Source organism: Comamonas sp. (assembly GCF_036643215.1).
Taxonomy (GTDB): Bacteria; Pseudomonadota; Gammaproteobacteria; order Burkholderiales; family Burkholderiaceae_C; genus Comamonas.
Genome location: NZ_JAVXSJ010000021.1, coordinates 1 through 16182 on the forward strand (window position 1 = coordinate 1; position 16182 = coordinate 16182).

The 16182-nt window shown below is 59.0% G+C and carries 17 protein-coding genes; 5 read left to right on the forward strand and 12 right to left on the reverse strand.

What is annotated here, in order from left to right; translation table 11 throughout:
* From RSF91_RS14310 to RSF91_RS14320, 3 genes are all read left to right on the forward strand, one after another.
* Positions 1-1928, forward strand: a 1928-nt coding sequence (locus RSF91_RS14310) for an ATP-binding protein (protein WP_332569049.1), incomplete at its 5' end; no start/stop codon positions are given.
* Positions 1929-2087: 159 nt separating this feature from the next.
* Positions 2088-2900 carry a YdcF family protein gene (locus RSF91_RS14315; RefSeq protein ID WP_332569050.1) on the forward strand — a complete coding sequence of 271 codons (813 nt, stop codon included), beginning with the start codon at positions 2088-2090 and terminating at the stop codon, positions 2898-2900.
* A 69-nt stretch (positions 2901-2969) separates the two neighbouring features.
* Positions 2970-3434: a VOC family protein gene (locus RSF91_RS14320; RefSeq protein ID WP_332569051.1), complete on the forward strand. Its 465-nt coding sequence runs from the start codon at positions 2970-2972 to the stop codon at positions 3432-3434.
* A 66-nt stretch (positions 3435-3500) separates the two neighbouring features.
* Here RSF91_RS14320 and RSF91_RS14325 read toward each other — a convergent pair whose 3' ends face one another.
* Both RSF91_RS14325 and RSF91_RS14330 read right to left on the reverse strand, forming a co-directional pair.
* The gene (locus RSF91_RS14325; RefSeq protein WP_332569052.1) at positions 3501-4460 is read right to left on the reverse strand and encodes a M48 family metallopeptidase; all 960 of its coding nucleotides are present in this window, start codon (positions 4458-4460) and stop codon (positions 3501-3503) included.
* 67 nt (positions 4461-4527) lie between these two features.
* Positions 4528-5670 (reverse strand): site-specific integrase, encoded by a 1143-nt coding sequence (locus RSF91_RS14330; protein ID WP_332569053.1) that lies wholly within the window; start codon positions 5668-5670, stop codon positions 4528-4530.
* 341 nt (positions 5671-6011) lie between these two features.
* Between RSF91_RS14330 and RSF91_RS14335 the strand changes: the two genes are divergently transcribed.
* Positions 6012-6995: a DNA-binding protein gene (locus RSF91_RS14335; protein WP_332569054.1), complete on the forward strand. Its 984-nt coding sequence runs from the start codon at positions 6012-6014 to the stop codon at positions 6993-6995.
* Positions 6996-7346: 351 nt separating this feature from the next.
* Here the strand turns inward: RSF91_RS14335 and RSF91_RS14340 are convergent, their stop codons facing one another.
* The 3 genes from RSF91_RS14340 to RSF91_RS14350 form a co-directional block, all read right to left on the reverse strand.
* Positions 7347-8213 (reverse strand): rolling circle replication-associated protein, encoded by an 867-nt coding sequence (locus tag RSF91_RS14340; RefSeq protein WP_332569055.1) that lies wholly within the window; start codon positions 8211-8213, stop codon positions 7347-7349.
* Positions 8214-8294: 81 nt separating this feature from the next.
* Positions 8295-8777, reverse strand: a complete 483-nt coding sequence (locus tag RSF91_RS14345) for a hypothetical protein (RefSeq protein ID WP_332569056.1) — start codon at positions 8775-8777, stop codon at positions 8295-8297.
* Positions 8774-9250 carry a VC1465 family Xer recombination activation factor gene (locus RSF91_RS14350; protein ID WP_332569057.1) on the reverse strand — a complete coding sequence of 159 codons (477 nt, stop codon included), beginning with the start codon at positions 9248-9250 and terminating at the stop codon, positions 8774-8776. The genes RSF91_RS14345 and RSF91_RS14350 overlap by 4 nt, the downstream gene beginning before the upstream one ends.
* On the opposite strand from RSF91_RS14350, the gene RSF91_RS14355 reads away from it, so the two are divergent.
* A complete protein-coding gene (locus tag RSF91_RS14355; RefSeq protein WP_332569058.1) occupies positions 9251-9376 on the forward strand; it encodes a hypothetical protein in 126 nt (41 codons plus the stop codon).
* A 105-nt stretch (positions 9377-9481) separates the two neighbouring features.
* Here RSF91_RS14355 and RSF91_RS14360 read toward each other — a convergent pair whose 3' ends face one another.
* Genes RSF91_RS14360 through RSF91_RS14390 form a run of 7 tightly spaced genes read right to left on the reverse strand, consistent with a single transcriptional unit; the run spans position 9482 to position 16079 of the window.
* The gene (locus tag RSF91_RS14360; protein ID WP_332569059.1) at positions 9482-10273 is read right to left on the reverse strand and encodes an SDR family NAD(P)-dependent oxidoreductase; all 792 of its coding nucleotides are present in this window, start codon (positions 10271-10273) and stop codon (positions 9482-9484) included.
* A gap of 5 nt (positions 10274-10278) precedes the next feature.
* Positions 10279-10839 (reverse strand): DUF3833 domain-containing protein, encoded by a 561-nt coding sequence (locus RSF91_RS14365; RefSeq protein ID WP_332569060.1) that lies wholly within the window; start codon positions 10837-10839, stop codon positions 10279-10281.
* Positions 10836-12113, reverse strand: coding sequence for an MFS transporter (locus RSF91_RS14370; protein WP_332569061.1), 1278 nt, complete (start codon positions 12111-12113; stop codon positions 10836-10838). The genes RSF91_RS14365 and RSF91_RS14370 overlap by 4 nt, the downstream gene beginning before the upstream one ends.
* A gap of 21 nt (positions 12114-12134) precedes the next feature.
* Complete coding sequence (locus tag RSF91_RS14375; protein ID WP_332569062.1) at positions 12135-12731, reverse strand: chalcone isomerase family protein; 597 nt, start codon at positions 12729-12731, stop codon at positions 12135-12137.
* On the reverse strand, positions 12728-13996 hold the full coding sequence (locus RSF91_RS14380; protein WP_332569063.1) for a cyclopropane-fatty-acyl-phospholipid synthase family protein: 1269 nt from the start codon (positions 13994-13996) through the stop codon (positions 12728-12730). The genes RSF91_RS14375 and RSF91_RS14380 overlap by 4 nt, the downstream gene beginning before the upstream one ends.
* Positions 13993-14745 (reverse strand): DUF1365 domain-containing protein, encoded by a 753-nt coding sequence (locus tag RSF91_RS14385; RefSeq protein WP_332569064.1) that lies wholly within the window; start codon positions 14743-14745, stop codon positions 13993-13995. The genes RSF91_RS14380 and RSF91_RS14385 overlap by 4 nt, the downstream gene beginning before the upstream one ends.
* Positions 14742-16079, reverse strand: a complete 1338-nt coding sequence (locus RSF91_RS14390) for an NAD(P)/FAD-dependent oxidoreductase (protein ID WP_332569065.1) — start codon at positions 16077-16079, stop codon at positions 14742-14744. The genes RSF91_RS14385 and RSF91_RS14390 overlap by 4 nt, the downstream gene beginning before the upstream one ends.
* Positions 16080-16182: the final 103 nt, after the last annotated feature.

The following is a 16182-nucleotide window of genomic DNA, read 5'->3' on the forward strand; positions in this document are numbered from 1 at the left end:
ATGTGAAGCTGGCCGACGAGGCCGTGCACATTGGCGCCGCGCCCAGCCGCGAGTCGTATCTGGTGGCTGACCGCATCATTGCGGCGGCCAAGAGCACTGGCGCACAAGCCATTCACCCTGGCTACGGCTTCCTCTCGGAAAACGAAGCCTTTGCCAAGCGCTGCGAAGACGAAGGCATTGCCTTCATCGGCCCCAAGGCCCATTCCATTGCCGCCATGGGCGACAAGATTGCGTCCAAGAAGCTGGCCAATGAAGCCCAAGTCAACACCATTCCCGGCTACAACGATGCCATCGCTGGCCCCGAGCAAGCGGTGGAAATTGCCAAGGACATTGGCTACCCCGTGATGATCAAGGCTTCGGCCGGCGGCGGCGGCAAGGGCCTGCGCGTGGCGTTCAACGACAAGGAAGCCTTTGAAGGTTTTGCTTCTTGCCAGAACGAAGCGCGCAACAGCTTTGGCGACGACCGCATCTTCATCGAGAAGTTTGTGCAGGAGCCGCGCCACATCGAAATCCAGATTCTGGGCGACAGCCACGGCAACGTGGTGTACCTGAACGAGCGCGAGTGCTCCATTCAGCGTCGACACCAGAAGGTGATCGAAGAGGCGCCAAGCCCCTTCATCAGCGACGAAACCCGCAAAGCTATGGGCGAGCAAGCGGTGCAACTGGCCAAGGCCGTGAAGTACCAGTCCGCCGGTACGGTGGAATTTGTGGTCGGCAAGGATCAGGACTTCTACTTCCTGGAAATGAACACGCGTCTGCAGGTGGAACACCCTGTGACCGAGTGCATTACCGGTCTGGATCTGGTCGAGCAGATGATCCGCGTGGCCGCTGGCGAAAAGCTGGCATTTGGTCAGGCAGATGTGAAGCGCGACGGCTGGGCGATTGAGTGCCGTATCAACGCCGAAGACCCGTTCCGTAACTTCCTGCCTTCCACCGGTCGCCTGGTGCGCTTTCAGCCGCCAGAGCAGACTATGTGGCAAGGCGACACAGAGCACCTGCAAGGCGTGCGTGTGGATACCGGTGTCTATGACGGCGGCGAGATCCCCATGTTCTACGACTCGATGATCGCCAAGCTCATCGTGCACGGCAAGGACCGCAACGAAGCCATTGCCAAGGCGCGCGAAGCCCTGAATGGTTTTGCCATTCGCGGCATCAGCTCCAACATTCCCTTCCAGGCAGCGCTGCTGGCCCACCCCAAGTTTGTGACGGGTGAGTTCAACACCGGCTTCATCGCTGAGCACTACGCCCACGGCTTCCACGCCGAAGACGTGCCGCACGCCGATCCCGACTTCCTGGTCGCGCTGGCCATGTTCCGCAACCGCCGCTACCGTGCGCGTGCATCGACCATTACCGGTCAGATGCAAGGCCACCAGCTGCAGGTGGGCGAGAAGTACACGGCTGTGGTGCTGGGCGCCGAAGGCAACAACCAGTATGTGAGCGGCGAGGTTACCGACTTTGACGCCGACGCCCGCGAGTGTAAGGTTGTCATCAACGGCAAGACCTATGAATTCCGCAGCAATGCCGACATTCGTGATCTGGTCGTGCGTGGCGTGTGCAATGGCAAGGATTTCACCTGCCAGATCGAGCGTGGCACGGCAAAGAACCCGCTGCTGCTGCGCATCATCCACAACGGCACACAAGCCGATGTCATGGTGCTGTCGCCCAAGGGTGCCGAGATGCACAAGCTCATGCCTTACAAGGCTCCGCCTGATCTGTCCAAGTTCCTGCTCTCGCCCATGCCCGGCCTGCTGGTTGACGTGGCGGTGCAGCCCGGTCAGAAGGTGCAAGCTGGCGAAAAGCTGGCCGTGATCGAAGCCATGAAGATGGAAAACATCTTGTTCGCCGCGCAAGACGGCATCGTGGGCAAAATCAGCGCCACCAAGGGTGACTCGCTGGCGGTGGACGACATCATTCTGGAATTTGAATGATGCAAGGATTTCAGGGCCGGGGGCCTGCGCCGACATGGCTGAACGCGCAGACTTTCACGCTCTGAAATGAAAAAGCCCGCATGGCTTTGGCTCTGCGGGCTTTTGTAATTTTTCAAGCTATATTGGCTTCAAACCTATATTGATCAAGCGCTAGAAGCTATGACTTTGCAAGCAGATTCACCGGCATATCCACCCCACCGAATCACCCGCGCGGTGCTGGCGGTGGCTGGCGCGCTGCTGCTGATCGATGCGCTGGTGCTGATGGTCATGGGTCACTTCAACATGGGTGTGGTGCTGCCCGCGATCCTCGGTACAGCCGCTTTGTGGCTGAGCTGGAAATGGCCTGCAGTGCAAGCTTGGCGAGCCAAGAGACCTATGCATGCGCGCTTGTGGGCTCTGGTCTGGGCAGGTTTTGCCATCTGGCTGCTGAGTCTTTTATGGTTCTGGAGCCGGCTTTTCACACTGGGGCTGGAGCCGCAGCAGGTGCCGCCCGTTCAATCCATCGTGGTCTTGGGCAGCGGCACCTTGAACGGTCACCCCCGCCCCGTACTGGCCGCGCGGCTGGATACGGCGGCTGAGCTGGCAAAGCTGCAACCCACAGCCTTAATCGCCGTCTGCGGCGGCGTGGACTGGGGCGAGAAAGAGTCTGAAGCCGAGGTCATGGCCCGCTATCTGCAGCAGCGCCACGGCATTGCGGCAGACCGGCTGGTGCTGGAAAAGCTCAGCACCAGCACCGAACTCAATATCCAGCTAAGCCGCCCCTTGCTGGCAGAGCGCGGCGTGGCAGCAGATGCGCCCGTGGCCATGGTCAGCAGCGACTTTCATCTGATGCGCGCCATGAATATCGCCAGTCGGCAGCATCTGCCACAGGTCTACCCCGTGGCCGCACCCACACCCTTGGCGACGCGCTTTAACGCGTGGCTGAGAGAGTACTTCGCCATGGCTAGCAGCTGGCTGCTGGGTGAGGTCTGAAAATTTGAATAAAACCGGCTGCAATGCTTAATCAACAGGCGTTAGCAGCTATTAATCTAGGAGTCTTCTATGAGCAATCGTCCTTTCAAGGTTCTAGGCATTCAGCAAGTCGCTATCGGCGGCACCGACAAGAGCCGCATGAAAAAGCTGTGGGTGGATATGCTGGGTCTGGAGCAGACCGGCACCTTCCAGAGCGAGCGCGAGAATGTGGACGAAGACATTCTGGCCATGGGCAAGGGGGCGATGAAGGTGGAAGTCGACATCATGCAGCCCATGGACATCGACAAAAAGCCTGCCGTGCACGCCACGCCGCTCAACCACATCGGCCTGTGGATCGACGATCTGCCCAAGGCCGTCGAATGGCTGACTGCTAACGGCGTGCGCTTTGCCCCCGGCGGTATCCGCAAGGGCGCGGCGGGCTATGACATCACTTTTCTGCACCCCAAGAGCAATGATGAGTTCCCCATCGCAGGCGAGGGCGTGCTGATTGAGCTGGTGCAGGCACCTGCGGATGTGATTGCAGCGCTGGGTTGATTTGAGTGATCAATTGACTCAATGAATAAAGACCCGCAATGCGGGTCTTTAAGAACGTCTTCTGAATTATTTCTTTGAATTGCGCGTTGATTTTTTACGTGATACAGCAGCCTTCGTCATATTTTCCACAGCAGACTTATTGACGTTACTGGCAATCGCCTCCTCGTACAACGGCATCACCGAGGGAACTTTGGATTCGAGCAGGCTAATACGGTCTTCGCCCTGTGGGTGAGTACTTAAAAAAGCCATGTTTTGTTTGCCGCTGCTGTATTTTTCCATCTTGACCCAGACATTGGCCGCGTTGCGCGGGTCATAACCCGCCCGAGCCATTAATTCCAGCCCCATGACGTCGGATTCCAGCTCCATGGCTCTGGAGTTGGGTAAATGCACAAGCATCTCCAGTCCGATTCCACCGAGGCTGCCAACCGCTCCCGACTTATCGAGTGAGGTCGCAGTCTGTAGCACCATGTTTGCAACGCCTTTTTGCGATGCTTTTTCGCGGGAATGCTCGCGCAGAGCATGTGCAATTTCGTGACCCATGATGGCCGCGATTTCATCATCAGTCAGCTGAAGCTTGCGAATGATGCCGGTGTAGAAACCAATTTTCCCGCCTGGTGCGCAAAAGGCATTCATCTCATCCGATTCGAAGACATTGATTTCCCAGGCCCACTGGGCAGCATCTTCGCGAAAGACGGGTACATGCTTAATCAAGCGCTCACCAATACCGCGCACGCGTTTGGTCATGGCCGCATCTTTATTGAGCTTGCTTTGCTTTGCGGCTTCCTGGGAGAGCTTTGAAAAACCTTCAGCCGCCTGCTGATTGATTTGTGCGCTGGGGATCACCAATAACTGAGTGCGGTTGATACCCACAGCTCCCGCTTGTGTTGTGTTGGCACAGCCTTGAAGCAGTGAAATGACCGAGAAAGCAACGACCAAGGCGCTCAGACGTACAAACAATTGTGATTTCATGCCGAAATTGAGTTGCTGAATTTGAAATAAATAGTATCTTATGGCGTTGCTGCGCAATGAATGAAGATGTATAAAAAATGAATTGCAGCGTCTGGTGTTGAATATTCAAGGTTTTGAAAAGTATTCAACTGAGAGCGGAGGGGCGTTTGGGATTGGGCATAGGCTCGCTGTCGAGTAGTCGTGCAGCCCTGTTCTGCAACGCCGTATCGGCTCTGTAGTAGCCCAGCACGGTATTGACGCTTTGGTGGCCCGTTAGCGCCATGGTGTCCGGTAGCGGCACATTTTGGCGACCTGCCTCAGTGACAAAACCAGAACGCAGCGAGTGCGCGGAAAAATCGCCCTCTACACCAGCCAGAGCGCAGCGCTCCTTGACGATATTGCGCACGGCAGCGGGTGTCAGCGGCTCGGCGACATGACCACCTTTGCGAATGCGGCGAAAAATCGGCCCTTCGACAATCTCTGCTGCTTGTAGCCAACTCTTCAGCGCCTGAGCGGCTCGGCCGGTGACCGGCTTGTGATTTTCCGGTGCATCATTGCCGCTCTGATTGGTCTTGCTGTGCGTCAGCGTATAGATAAAGTCATCATCACCCACTGCCCGCAAGTAACGCATATCGGCGCTTGCCACTTCTGAGCGCCGGCGCCCGCCGCTGGCCCAGGCAAACAAGAGCAGGGCGCGGTCACGCTGGCCGCGCAGGCTATCGTCGCAGGTGGTCAGCAGCTCCTCCAATACATCACGCGTCAAGGCTTCTTTTTTTTGCGGCAGCTCCCCGCGCCGCGCATAAGCCTTGCGAGTGCGCGACATTAATTCTTTGACCGCACCATCCTGACAAGGGTTGGGCATGGAATGCACCTGGTGCGCCTTGGACATCACCGCCATACGGTGCACCAGCGTGTTGTGCGAAGGCGGGCCTTTTCTGGCTTTGTAACCCGCTGCGACCAGCGCTTCATCAATGTCCAAAGGCATTTCACTGACCAATCCTGCACCCGTCTGCCGCTGGGCATGGTCAATGATGAATTGCAGCACGCTTGCCACAGTCAGTGGCAATTGCATGGGCTGCCCCAGACGCAGCACATGCCAAGCCGCCCAGTAGCGCATGGCGCTTTGATAGCTGTTGCGGGTGTTGGCCGATTCGCCTTCATGCATCAACTCCTTGATGGCTTGATGCGCCTTGGGCGCCAGCGGCGATGTCAGTACGCCAGGCACAGATAGACCATCAGAGTGAAAAGCCACAGGGGCAGGGAAGGGTGAGCGCTTGCGGGAATCCATATCCGTATTTTCGCCGCGAGAACGGTTTAGCCAGGGTGTTTGCTGTGGCCTCGGCTTCACATTGCGCAAAAAGAGCCGTACCTCAGTTCTTGGCCTGCTCAACGCAGCGCATGGACCACCTTCATTGAGCGCGATGTTGAGAGCGCGGAGCAATTTCGCCATCCAAAGACTAAAACAGCCACTGTGGCTGTGTTCATGGATACAAAACGCTGTAATGTACGTTTTCATCTGTATGAAAATTTCATACGTAATATTTAATACATAAGATGTAGTGTGTATTACGCATGTTATTTATAAATCACGATAACAATCACTTATCGTTAGTAATATTGAGTATTGATATGAATACAGCAAAAACAACGTCGCGAGGCGTGCAAGAGTCCGATGTCTGGGCTGCGGCAGATGCTTTGATCGCCCAAGGCCTGCGTCCAACCATCGAGCGCGTGCGCCAGCACATAGGACGCGGCTCTCCCAATACGGTCAGCCCGATGCTGGAGACCTGGTTTGCAACGCTGGGGCGCAGACTGGGCGTTGCTGGCGAGCAAGACCCATCAGTGCGGAAGTCCGTGCCAGACCCCGTTCAGCGCCTGGCTCAAGAGTTGTGGGATAGCGCTCAGGAAGAGGCGAAAAAATCAGCCACCATTGCATTGGCCCAGCGCGAAGATGAATTGAAAGCGCAAGAGCAAGAATTTGTGGCTCAGCAAGAACAGTTAGTGCAGCGCGAAGCCACCATGCAGGCACAAAAAGAAGCCATGAATCAGGCGCTGCAGGCTGCGCAAAACCATGCGCAAGACCTGGCTCGTCGACTTGATGAAATGCAGCAGCAGCTCCAAGACCGCGATCAGCGCTTGGAAGAGTCCCGTGAAGAACTGAGCAGCGCCGTGCGCCAGCGTGATCTGCAGCAACAAAAGCACAGCGAAGAAATCCAGTCGGCAGCGGCAGAGCGACAACGCATGGCCGAACAATATGCAGGCAACGAGCGCCACATGCTCAACGAAGTAGATCGCGCCCGCCAGGAGCTAACCGCCGCCCGCAAAGCTCAGCAAGAGCAAGAGCGCAAGACGGAGTCCAAGCATCAGGAGCTGCAAAACCGCTTTGAGCAGTCCGAGCAGGAAATTTTGAACTTGCACACACAGCTGCAAAGCACACAAAACACCGCAGCACTGGCGCAAGAACGCGCGGCAGACCTAAAGAGCTTGCTGGAGGCGCAGCAACGTTTGTCCAGTATTCCTGCAGCAATGGACTCGAATACAACTCAAGCAGCCAGCCGCCGTACCAATTTGGCGGCCACACGCCGATCAATCAACCGCCGTACGTTGCGATAGCAGGCACAGGTCGTGAAACATGCCAATAACAGTCCGAGAGGGCTAAAACTTCCTTGGTTTGACACCTCCTCAGGCCTCGGCATTTGATAGATACGATGTATAAGGCATTATCTGGACTCCCCGAGATAATAATCTTCATTAGCGAGTAAATGAACCCTATTTATCCCCTGTTGAGGATTTATTTTCAGAGTTTTCTGTTTATCAGGACGCGAATGAGCGCTCCGTTGATATTCAACGGCAGTTAATCGCGGATATGGCCAGTGATTAATCGAAGGCCGCTGGGTTTCGCTTCGCTACATCAGGGGCTACGCCCCCGATACCCCCTGAGCCCCAATAACCGCTACAGGAGGATCAAGCCCAAGCGGGCTCTCGCATGGGGATGTTGGTGTCCAAGATGAACCAGCAGGCATCCTTGAAGTGGCTTAGCCGTACGCTCAGTTGTGCTGAGCACTGGTAGCCAACCGAGTCCAAGTCATCAAACACTGCCTGCAACACGTCTGGCATGTTCCAGCCCACAAAGCGGATGCGCTGGGGCTTGGGCACAGACAGGCCCTTGCTAGAGGAGAACCTGTTGCTCCAGGCATCCCCGTCTGCAAAGGCCTTGGTCATGTATTTGGAGAGGTACGCAGCAATGCGGGAGGGCGCCCGCATGCGCTTGCTGGCCTGCAAATCCACGTTGCCGCCCAGTTCACCAACGACTGCATGCCACACGGAACGTATGACGCTGTAGCTTTTGACCTTGACGCCACGAGCATGCTCCAGCATGCGCGGTACACGATGCACAGCCATGTGAACATGCCAAGCCCCACGGGCTTGGCGCTCATACGCAGCGACGTAGAACCAGCCGGGAATGATCCGGGCCATACGACGGTTGAACTCTTTGACATGCCGCTTGAGAAGCCCCCAATCGGTCATGTTTTGATGGTAGGTGAGGGTGAGGAGGGTATCCACCCCTGCAGCCTTGCACAGATGCCGTACACGGGTTTTGGCACGTTTGGCCGAGCGCTCCAGATTGGCTTGATGCCGCTCTTCAGCGTTCGCTTCACGGGCCTCTAAGTACTGTTGATAGGCATCCTCGGTCAGTTCCCCAGCATGATGCCAAGTCACCAGTTCCCGAACAGTGCACTCGACATGGCCATTGCCAAGAGGGCGACGAACCAACTCGTATCCGCCGCCAGAGGTGCTAACAAGGCGATCACGCCCTACAATCCGTTCCATCAGTCTTGTCCTTTTCAAGATTGGTCATGGCCTCAGGAGTGTTGGTAGCACTCGCTGGGGCTTTCTTTTGGGGTGCGCAGATCATCGCACCTGAGCCTTGCCAAGGGCCTGCTTCATTGCTTTGCGCTGCGCAGGAGGCATGGCATCAATGTCAGCCTTGGTGATAGTTTGAACCTCTCCAGCCAAGTAGTTCCAGTGAGGATGAGCAAGCTTGTCAACTGCCTTGGGGCAGCCAGGAGGACCCTGCACAGCGTCAGACATGTTCAATCGATCCAGAGCAACCCCTTTGCGCTCAGCAAGCGCCTCCAGACGCCAAACAATGCCGCAGAGCATGTATTCCAAGAAGTCGTGGCGGTCTTGCCAAGGTGTTCCGTCCTTAAACAGGACCGTTCCCGGCATCAGAGGATCATCAGCGTAGTCCACGCGAGCATCAGCTTCAAAGTCATGCTTGAGGGCATGCTGCTTGGCTCCCACATAGGCCGCAAACACCTCTTTCTCGACGTCTTCAAGGCTGAGCCAGCCAAAGAGGTCTTCACGGGTACGGACGGGCTTGAGTTCGTTCATGGCAATTCCTTTCTTGCGTTGAACAGGGGTTGGTAGTGGTAGCTCAAACGGTGCTGCAAGCCGTATCCAGCCGTGCTTTGCTCCGTGTATGTTCTAAAGTGTCTATGAGATAAATCTAGGGCCGGCGCTTCGCGCCGTCCCACGGACAAGTCCGTGGGACGAGGCTCTACGCTCCCGGCCACCCGGTCCGCTTGCGCTGCCCCGGTGGCCGTGCGCGCTGCGCCTTCGACCCCATCGCGTTGCCGTAGACGGTCGTTGACACGAGCCCTCATGATCAGCAGGCCCCACCAGTTGCTGTCCTTGCCCTCGAACGAGCGACCTTCAGGTGAAATCAGCTTGTTGCCATAGAAGCACCAGCCTTGCCATGCTTGGCCAGGCAGCTCCATACGGTTGAGCAGCCGCAGCAGCTTGTAGGTGGCGTACGGGATGTCGTGCTTGCCGGATTCCCAGTTATGTACAGTCCGGGTCGACACATGAAGAAACTGCGCACAGGCGTGCAGATCCATGCCCAGATTCCGGTACATGGCGCGGAAGCTACGGGCAAGCTGGAGGCGAGTATCACGGTCATGACGCCGGATACCGAGCCTTTGTTTAACTAGATACGATGTATATTATGTTAAATCTTGTGTTTACCATTAAAGCCAATTTCCACATGAGCGCGCTCTCTTGAACTACGTTCAAGGCAATAGCGTTTAGCCAGCAGATCAAACACCCGTGGTGCGTCGCACAGCGGCGAAGTACCAAACGTCGGGAAGGCAGCGCAGCAAGCGCATCCAGCGTGTAAAGCGTCTCGGGAAGTTCATCTCGAAACGTCCCTGTGCCCAGCCGTGCAGCATGTGCTGCGCTGCTTCGTCAGCGCTAATTAGTGCGGGCATCCTGAAGTTGTTTTGCGCGGTCAGTGGCGTCTCGACAAAGCCGGGGTTGATGATGGATACGCCCAGGCCTTTTTCGTGCAGGTCCAGATAGAGGTTTTCCGCCAGGTTGTTGAGGGCTGCCTTGGTGGGCCCATAGGCAAGCGACTTGGGAAGCCCCCTGTAGCCGGCCACGCTACCGACCAAGGCCAGATGGCCTTTGCCAGCGGCTAGTAGCATGGGGAGCACGGTATCGAGCAGATGCAGCGCGCCACCATAGTTCACTGCCAGGTGGTGCTGCATCTCGGCCAAGTCAAACTCCGTGGCGCGCAGTGGCTTGTAGTGGCCGGCGCAGTAGAGTATTAGGTCGGGTGCCCTGCCCGCATGGGCCTGCACGGCCTGAGCTGCAGCAGCCACGGCCTTGGCATCGGTCACGTCCAGAGGCAGTGCCAGGCAGTCGGGGCGGTTACGCACAAAATCCTGCAGCGCAGCGCTTTGCCGCGCCGAAACGATTACGCTGGCCCCTTGCTTGTGTAGCGCTTCGGCCGTGGCGCGTCCTATGCCTGAAGAGGCACCTAAAATCCATGCCGTGCGTCCGTGCCAGTCGGATAGCGGTGGATTCAGCTGGCTGGAGAAAAGTGACATGGCCCTTACTCCTTAACAAAGGCCAGCGTCACATCGCCCAGATGCACGCCGAACTTGCTCATGGACGTACGGTTGAGCAAAGTGCGCTCGTCCATCAGGTACATCCAGTCATCCATGTTGACGTTCCAGACTTTTCCGTCCACGGGCAGTGCCAGCACATAGGTCCAGCGAATGGCGTTACCCGCACTCTTGCCCTGGGCCTCGCCCACCACATCGTCTGCCCTGCCGCTGTAGCGGCCATCGCCCAGGTGCTGGATATGCCAGACACGCTGCTGCGTGCTGCCGTCGCTGTAGACAAAGTGCTCTTCTAGAGTGCCTTGCTCGCTATTCCAGCGCCCTGTCATTCGCACGGTGAAGCGCTTGATCACCTTGCCTGAGCGGTCTGTGAAGATGCCATGTGCCGTCAACGGCCCATTGAAGTATTGACTCAGGTTCAGCTGGGGCAGCTCCTTGGCGTAGTCCTGAACCGTGGGCCCAGCACAACCCGTGAGGGACAATGCGACTGCAACGCCCAGAATGGCCCGGCGCAAGGGCGAAGATAAAAGGGGGAAGGACGTATGGCTCATATATGCCTCCAGGAAGAATGCAGGTGTTCAGCACGCCAGAGAAGTGCTGCCGCCGCCAGCTTGAGCAAACAGGGCAGCCCGCCATAGGCCCAGGCAAGCGCCTGCAAGCCTGCTGGGTCGGTGCCGCCGCTGCGATAACCTGCGGCTGAGAGCAATGGCAATGCCAGGCCCGCAGCCAAGGCGAGGTTGAGTTTGGTTGCGCAGGTCCACCAGCCCAGGTAGCGGCCCTCGCCCCGACCGCCCTCTCCTGCCTCGTGGATCACGCCCGTCAACAAGGCACCCGGCAAAGCCAGATCAGCGCCCAGAGCCAGTCCACTAACCAGGCAAATCACGGCGAAAGCCACGCCGTCGCCTGCACCCAGCCAGGGCGTAAATCCAAAAGCCAGCACGCTGATCAGCATGCCCATGCGCCAGCAGGGTGCCAGGCCCCAGCGCGAGACGGCTTTTACCCACAGCGGCAAGCCCAGGGCCGCCGCGCCGAAATAGCACAACAGCAGCAAGGGCTGTAGCTGGGGTGCCTGTATCCGGTCCGCCACGAAAAAAGGCAGTAGGGTCGCGGGAATGGCGGCTGCTACGCCATTGAGCATAAAGATGGCAAGCAAACGCCGAAAGCCAGCATCGGCCCACGGCGAAGCCTGATGGGTTGCTGCGGGCTGCGGTGGCAGTAGGACGGGAGCCTTGAGGCGATACAAACCGATCAGGCCCAGCGCCAGGCCCATAGCCAGCACGGCGCTGATCGCGTCATAGCCCAGCCAAGCTGGTAGGACGCTGGCCAGAAGCACGCCCGCCAGTGTGGCTCCTTCGCGCCACGCAGTGACACGGGCACGCCAGCCGGGGTCGCCTCCCCAGCGGGTTCCCCAAGCCTGATGAAGAATAGCAACGAAGCTATAGGCCAGCGTACACACGAGCAGGCTGAAGGCCAGCCAGCCCAGCATGGCGGCCTCGGTACTGCGCGGCGAGTGCCAGAGTGCCCAAAATCCCAGCACCATCAGCAGGCTACCCAGCGCAGCTGCACACCAAGCCGGCCATGCACCACGGCGCAGCAGCCAGTCGGCCTGGCGGCCAATGGCGGGATCCACCAAGGCATCGAATGCGCGTGTGGCTAGCAGCACAGCACCCAGTCCCGCCAGTGGTGCGCCCTCCACGCTGGCATAGTGGTGCGGCAGGTTCACATACAAAGGCAGGGATACAAAGGCCAGTGGCGCGGCCAGCCCGCCATAGGCCAACCCGGTTCGCCAGGGCAGCATGTGGGCGGTGGCGGGGTGTGAGGCCATGGCGAGGTCCGGTGGCGGTGCTCAGCCCAAGCCGAGCAGTGAGTTGCGCATGGCGGGCGCCGAGGTCTGGGGCGAGAGCCAGATGCCGAAGAACAGGCGCGCGAACTCGGCGTCGCGTATCTGCGCAGTCTGCCGGCCGTTGTGGAAAAAGCGCACTTCGCCTTGGCCGTCATTCAGGCCCAGCAGCCTGTCATGGGTTACCACGTCGGGAAACGCCTGCTTCATTAGGCTCAGCCACTGGCGGGCCTGCTCATCGGTGAAGCTGCCAACCCTGCGCATTTCGGCGATGGAGCGCTCGGCAATCGCCGCGCCTTCAAGCTTGCGGTCATAGACCAACTCCAGCCCAAACGGGTGACGGTTGTAGTCTTCCGGCGTGAATCCGTTCGCGGCCCATAACCGAGCTTCGTATACGCGCAGTCCAAAGAAGCGCAGCACGGCTGAGCCTACTTGGCGCGCGGCTGGCAGGGTGCTGCGCAGCTCGGCCGGAAGATCGGCCGTCGGGGTCATGGCTTGAAGTTCGTTGGACATGGTGATCAATAAAGGAGCAAGAACACTAGCCGCACCCCAGGACATGGCCTGGCGGCGTTTGATGGGATGTCGGTGTTGGAGGTATGTCATGGCATGGGCCTGCGCAGCGTGAACTGGACTACGTCGGTGTTGCCGGTGTCAAAGGCTGCCTCGCAGTAGGCGAGGTAGAAACGCCAGATGCGCACAAAGCGTTCGTCAAAGCCCTGGGCGCGCACGGTGTCGAGCTGGTGTTCGAAGGACTGGCGCCAGCGCCGCAGCGTCTCCGCGTAGTCGCGGCCAAAGGCCATGTGATTTTCCACCACAAGGCCGGCGCGCTGCGCCTCCTCTTCGAAGGCCGGGATGCTGGGCAGCAGGCCACCCGGAAAAATATATTGCTGAATGAAATCGGTGGAGCGCAGATACCGGGCGAACAGGTCTTCGCGCAGCGTGATGGTCTGTATGCAGGCCAGACCGCCGGGCTTAAGGCAGTCACGCAGCATCTCGAAGTAGCCGCGCCAGTATTCGCGGCCCACGGCTTCGAACATTTCTATGGAAACGATCGCATCAAAAGGCTTGCCTGAATACTGCGCAGGCAGGTCGCGATAGTCCTGGTAGCGCAGCTCCACGTTGTCGACCAGACCGGCCTGAAGCATGCGACGCTGACCCCAGACCAGTTGCTCGCGCGACAGAGTCACGCCGGTGACCTGGGCATCAAACTCTTGCGCAGCCGTTTCAGCTAGGCCGCCCCAGCCGCAGCCGATTTCAAGCAAGCGCTGGCCGGGCTGAAGCTGCACCTCATTCAGCGTGCGTCTGAGTTTGGCTTGCTGGGCTTCTTGCAGATCTGCCTGGTGCAGAGATTCGCCGGTTCGTCTCTCGAACCAGGCTGCGCTGTAGCTCATGCCAGGGTCCAGCCAAAGGCGGTAAAAATCGTTGCCCAGGTCGTAATGGGCATGGATGTTTCTGGCGCTTCCGGCCCGCGTATTGCGTTGCAGCAGATGGCGCAGCCGGTAGCCTAGCCTGCCCCACCAGCTGCCGTAGACCAGGCTTTGAACATGGTCGCGGTTAGTCATGCAAAGCCGGAGCAAAGCTGCCAGGTCCGGGCTGTCCCACTCGCCGGCGATATAGCCCTCGGCTAGGCCGATATCCCCCGATTTCAGCGTGCGTTCCAGCGCTTGCCAGTTGTGCAGCACGCAATGCGCGTCTGCAGCGCCCGATGGCATCCGGGGCAAGTGCAGCAAGTGTCCGTCGGGTTGCTCCAGGTTTAGCTGCCCGTGCGGCAGACGTTCGAGCAGGTTCAGCACACGGCGTGCCCTCGCAGGAATGCGATGCGGCGCTGCGGCAGAGGAGCTCAGCAAAGAGGCGGCGGTAGTGTTCATCGTGTGACGAAGCGCTTGGGCTCGGAGGGTTTGCCATGGAACGGCACGCGTTTTGCCCAAAGGCGCAGCGCTTGCCAGTGGATGCGGACGATGACACCCAGCGTCATCAAAGGAGTTCCGAAAAAGGCGCGGCGCACGGTGCTTACATCCAGTGGGTGCAGCACACCGCCCACGCTGGTTTGCAGCAGAGGGCCATCTTCGTCATGTAGGTCTACGCGCGCCAGGGTGCGGTCTTCGCTGCGCTCGAAGCGAAAGTGGTACTCGCCCTGCACTTCGCAGAACGGCGAGACATGGAATTGCTTGTGTGCCACCTGCTCTGTGCCCCAGGCCAGATCCGGTCCTGCCAGCAGATAGGCATGGCGCTCGCCAAAGGTGTTGTTGACCTCGGCCAGCACGGCAGCCAGCGAGCCATCGGTGCGGTGGGCATACCAGAAGCTCACGGGCTTGAACACATAGCCCAGCACGCGCGGGAAAGTGTGCAGCCAGACTTCACCATCGGCATCTTCAATGCCTTCGCTGTGCAGCAGATGCTCGAACCAGGCCAGCGCATCGGTCCCGCCCTCACCGTGGTCGCGGTCATAAAAGCTCAGCCAGCCGCGCCGGTTGCGCCTGAGCACGGCGTCCGGCTGCGAGCGCAGGCTGCGAAGGGGCAGCAGCAGGAAGTAGCCCGGATAGCGAAACACATGCTCCACCGGCCGCAGGCGGTGGTGCCAGACATGGCCAAAGCCGATGAGTGGACGGGCAGTCATGCAACCCCCTCAAAGGCGGTGCTGACAGGTAGCGCCCGCAAGGCATGCAGCAAGTTGTCGGCCGCTTCCAGGCCAGAGCGCAGGCCGTCCTCATGGAATCCGTAGCCGCACCATGCACCGCAAAACCAGGTTCGGCGCTGGCCTTGCAGAGTGCTCACCTTGCCTTGCGCCTCAATGGCCGCTAAGTCGAACACCGGGTGGCTGTACGCTATGCGCGCATGAACTTGGCTGTCATCAATGGGTCGCACCGGATTCAGTGAAACCATCAGGGGCTGCTGCCATGGCAGGGACTGCAGGCGATTGAGCAGATAGTGCAGGCAGACGCCGGCCTGATCCTGCCCGGGGTTGGCCGCGCGTTCGTAGTTCCAAGCGGCCCAGGCCGCTTCACGGCGCGGCAACACGCTGGCATCGGTATGCAGCACGGCTTGGTTGGGTTGGTAGCGAATCGCGCCCAGCACGCTGCGCTCCTGCGGTGTGGCATCGCTGTCCAGCAGCTTCAGAGCCTGGTCGCTGTGGCAGGCCAGAACCACGGCGTCGAACTGCTCCGTGCCGTGCGCCGTCTGCAGCAGCACGCCCTGCTCCATGCGGTGCAAGCCCAGCACGGGTGAATTCAGTCGTGCCTCGTGGCGGCCGTCCTGCTGCAGCGCAGCCACCATGCGCCGCACGTACTGACGTGAGCCGCCGCGCACCGTGTGCCACTGCGGCCGGTCCGTGATCTGGATCAGGCCGTGGTTGTGGCAAAAGCGGATCAGCGTGGCCACGGGAAAACAAAGCATCTGATCCGTAGGGCAGGACCAGATGCAGCCCATCATGGGCAGCAGATAGTCTTGTCGGAAGGCGGCTCCAAAGCCGTGCTCGTCCAGAAAAACTTCTATAGAGCTGCGTAACTGAACTTCATTGCCTTCTTGGGCAATACGCGTGGCCAGGCGGTTGAAGCGCAGGATCTCGGCCAGCATCTTCAGAAAACGAGGCCGCAGCAGATTGCGGCGCTGGGCGAACACGCCGCCCAGCGAGCTGCCGCTCCACTCCAGGCCCGCACCGCCATCGGCCTGCGGCACCTGCACCGAAAATGACATCTCAGCTGCCGCCGTGGGCACCTGCAGCTCCTCAAACAAGCGGGTCAGCAGCGGATAGGTACGGTGGTTGAACACCAGGAAGCCCGTGTCCACGCCCTGACTAACCCCGTCCAGCGTCATGTCGACGGTGTTGGCATGGCCGCCAAAATAGCTGCCCGCCTCCAACAAGGTCACGCTATGCCGGCCCGATGTGCCGGCCAGCCGCCGTGCTGCGGCCAGACCCGAAATCCCCGACCCGATGACTGCAATGCGATGCATGGGAGCGTCTTTCTTGGTTGAATCAATCAACCAGACTACAGAGATCAAACTGTGAACTAATGAGTTCAAACTATAGACCAAACATATCCACTTTGCACTATCT

Excerpts from the sequence above, each read along its gene's own strand:
- RSF91_RS14315 (WP_332569050.1), top strand. The coding sequence starts at position 2,088 with ATGACTTTGCAAGCAGATTCACCGGCATATCCACCCCACCGAATCACC.
- RSF91_RS14335 (WP_332569054.1), top strand. The coding sequence starts at position 6,012 with ATGAATACAGCAAAAACAACGTCGCGAGGCGTGCAAGAGTCCGATGTC.
- RSF91_RS14385 (WP_332569064.1), bottom strand. The coding sequence starts at position 14,745 with ATGACTGCCCGTCCACTCATCGGCTTTGGCCATGTCTGGCACCACCGC.
- RSF91_RS14330 (WP_332569053.1), bottom strand. The coding sequence starts at position 5,670 with ATGGATTCCCGCAAGCGCTCACCCTTCCCTGCCCCTGTGGCTTTTCAC.
- RSF91_RS14340 (WP_332569055.1), bottom strand. The coding sequence starts at position 8,213 with ATGGAACGGATTGTAGGGCGTGATCGCCTTGTTAGCACCTCTGGCGGC.
- RSF91_RS14370 (WP_332569061.1), bottom strand. The coding sequence starts at position 12,113 with ATGGCCTCACACCCCGCCACCGCCCACATGCTGCCCTGGCGAACCGGG.
- RSF91_RS14360 (WP_332569059.1), bottom strand. The coding sequence starts at position 10,273 with ATGTCACTTTTCTCCAGCCAGCTGAATCCACCGCTATCCGACTGGCAC.
- RSF91_RS14375 (WP_332569062.1), bottom strand. The coding sequence starts at position 12,731 with ATGACATACCTCCAACACCGACATCCCATCAAACGCCGCCAGGCCATG.
- RSF91_RS14355 (WP_332569058.1), top strand. The coding sequence starts at position 9,251 with ATGAAGAAACTGCGCACAGGCGTGCAGATCCATGCCCAGATTCCGGTA.
- RSF91_RS14365 (WP_332569060.1), bottom strand. The coding sequence starts at position 10,839 with ATGAGCCATACGTCCTTCCCCCTTTTATCTTCGCCCTTGCGCCGGGCC.
- RSF91_RS14380 (WP_332569063.1), bottom strand. The coding sequence starts at position 13,996 with ATGAACACTACCGCCGCCTCTTTGCTGAGCTCCTCTGCCGCAGCGCCG.
- RSF91_RS14320 (WP_332569051.1), top strand. The coding sequence starts at position 2,970 with ATGAGCAATCGTCCTTTCAAGGTTCTAGGCATTCAGCAAGTCGCTATC.
- RSF91_RS14345 (WP_332569056.1), bottom strand. The coding sequence starts at position 8,777 with ATGAACGAACTCAAGCCCGTCCGTACCCGTGAAGACCTCTTTGGCTGG.
- RSF91_RS14390 (WP_332569065.1), bottom strand. The coding sequence starts at position 16,079 with ATGCATCGCATTGCAGTCATCGGGTCGGGGATTTCGGGTCTGGCCGCA.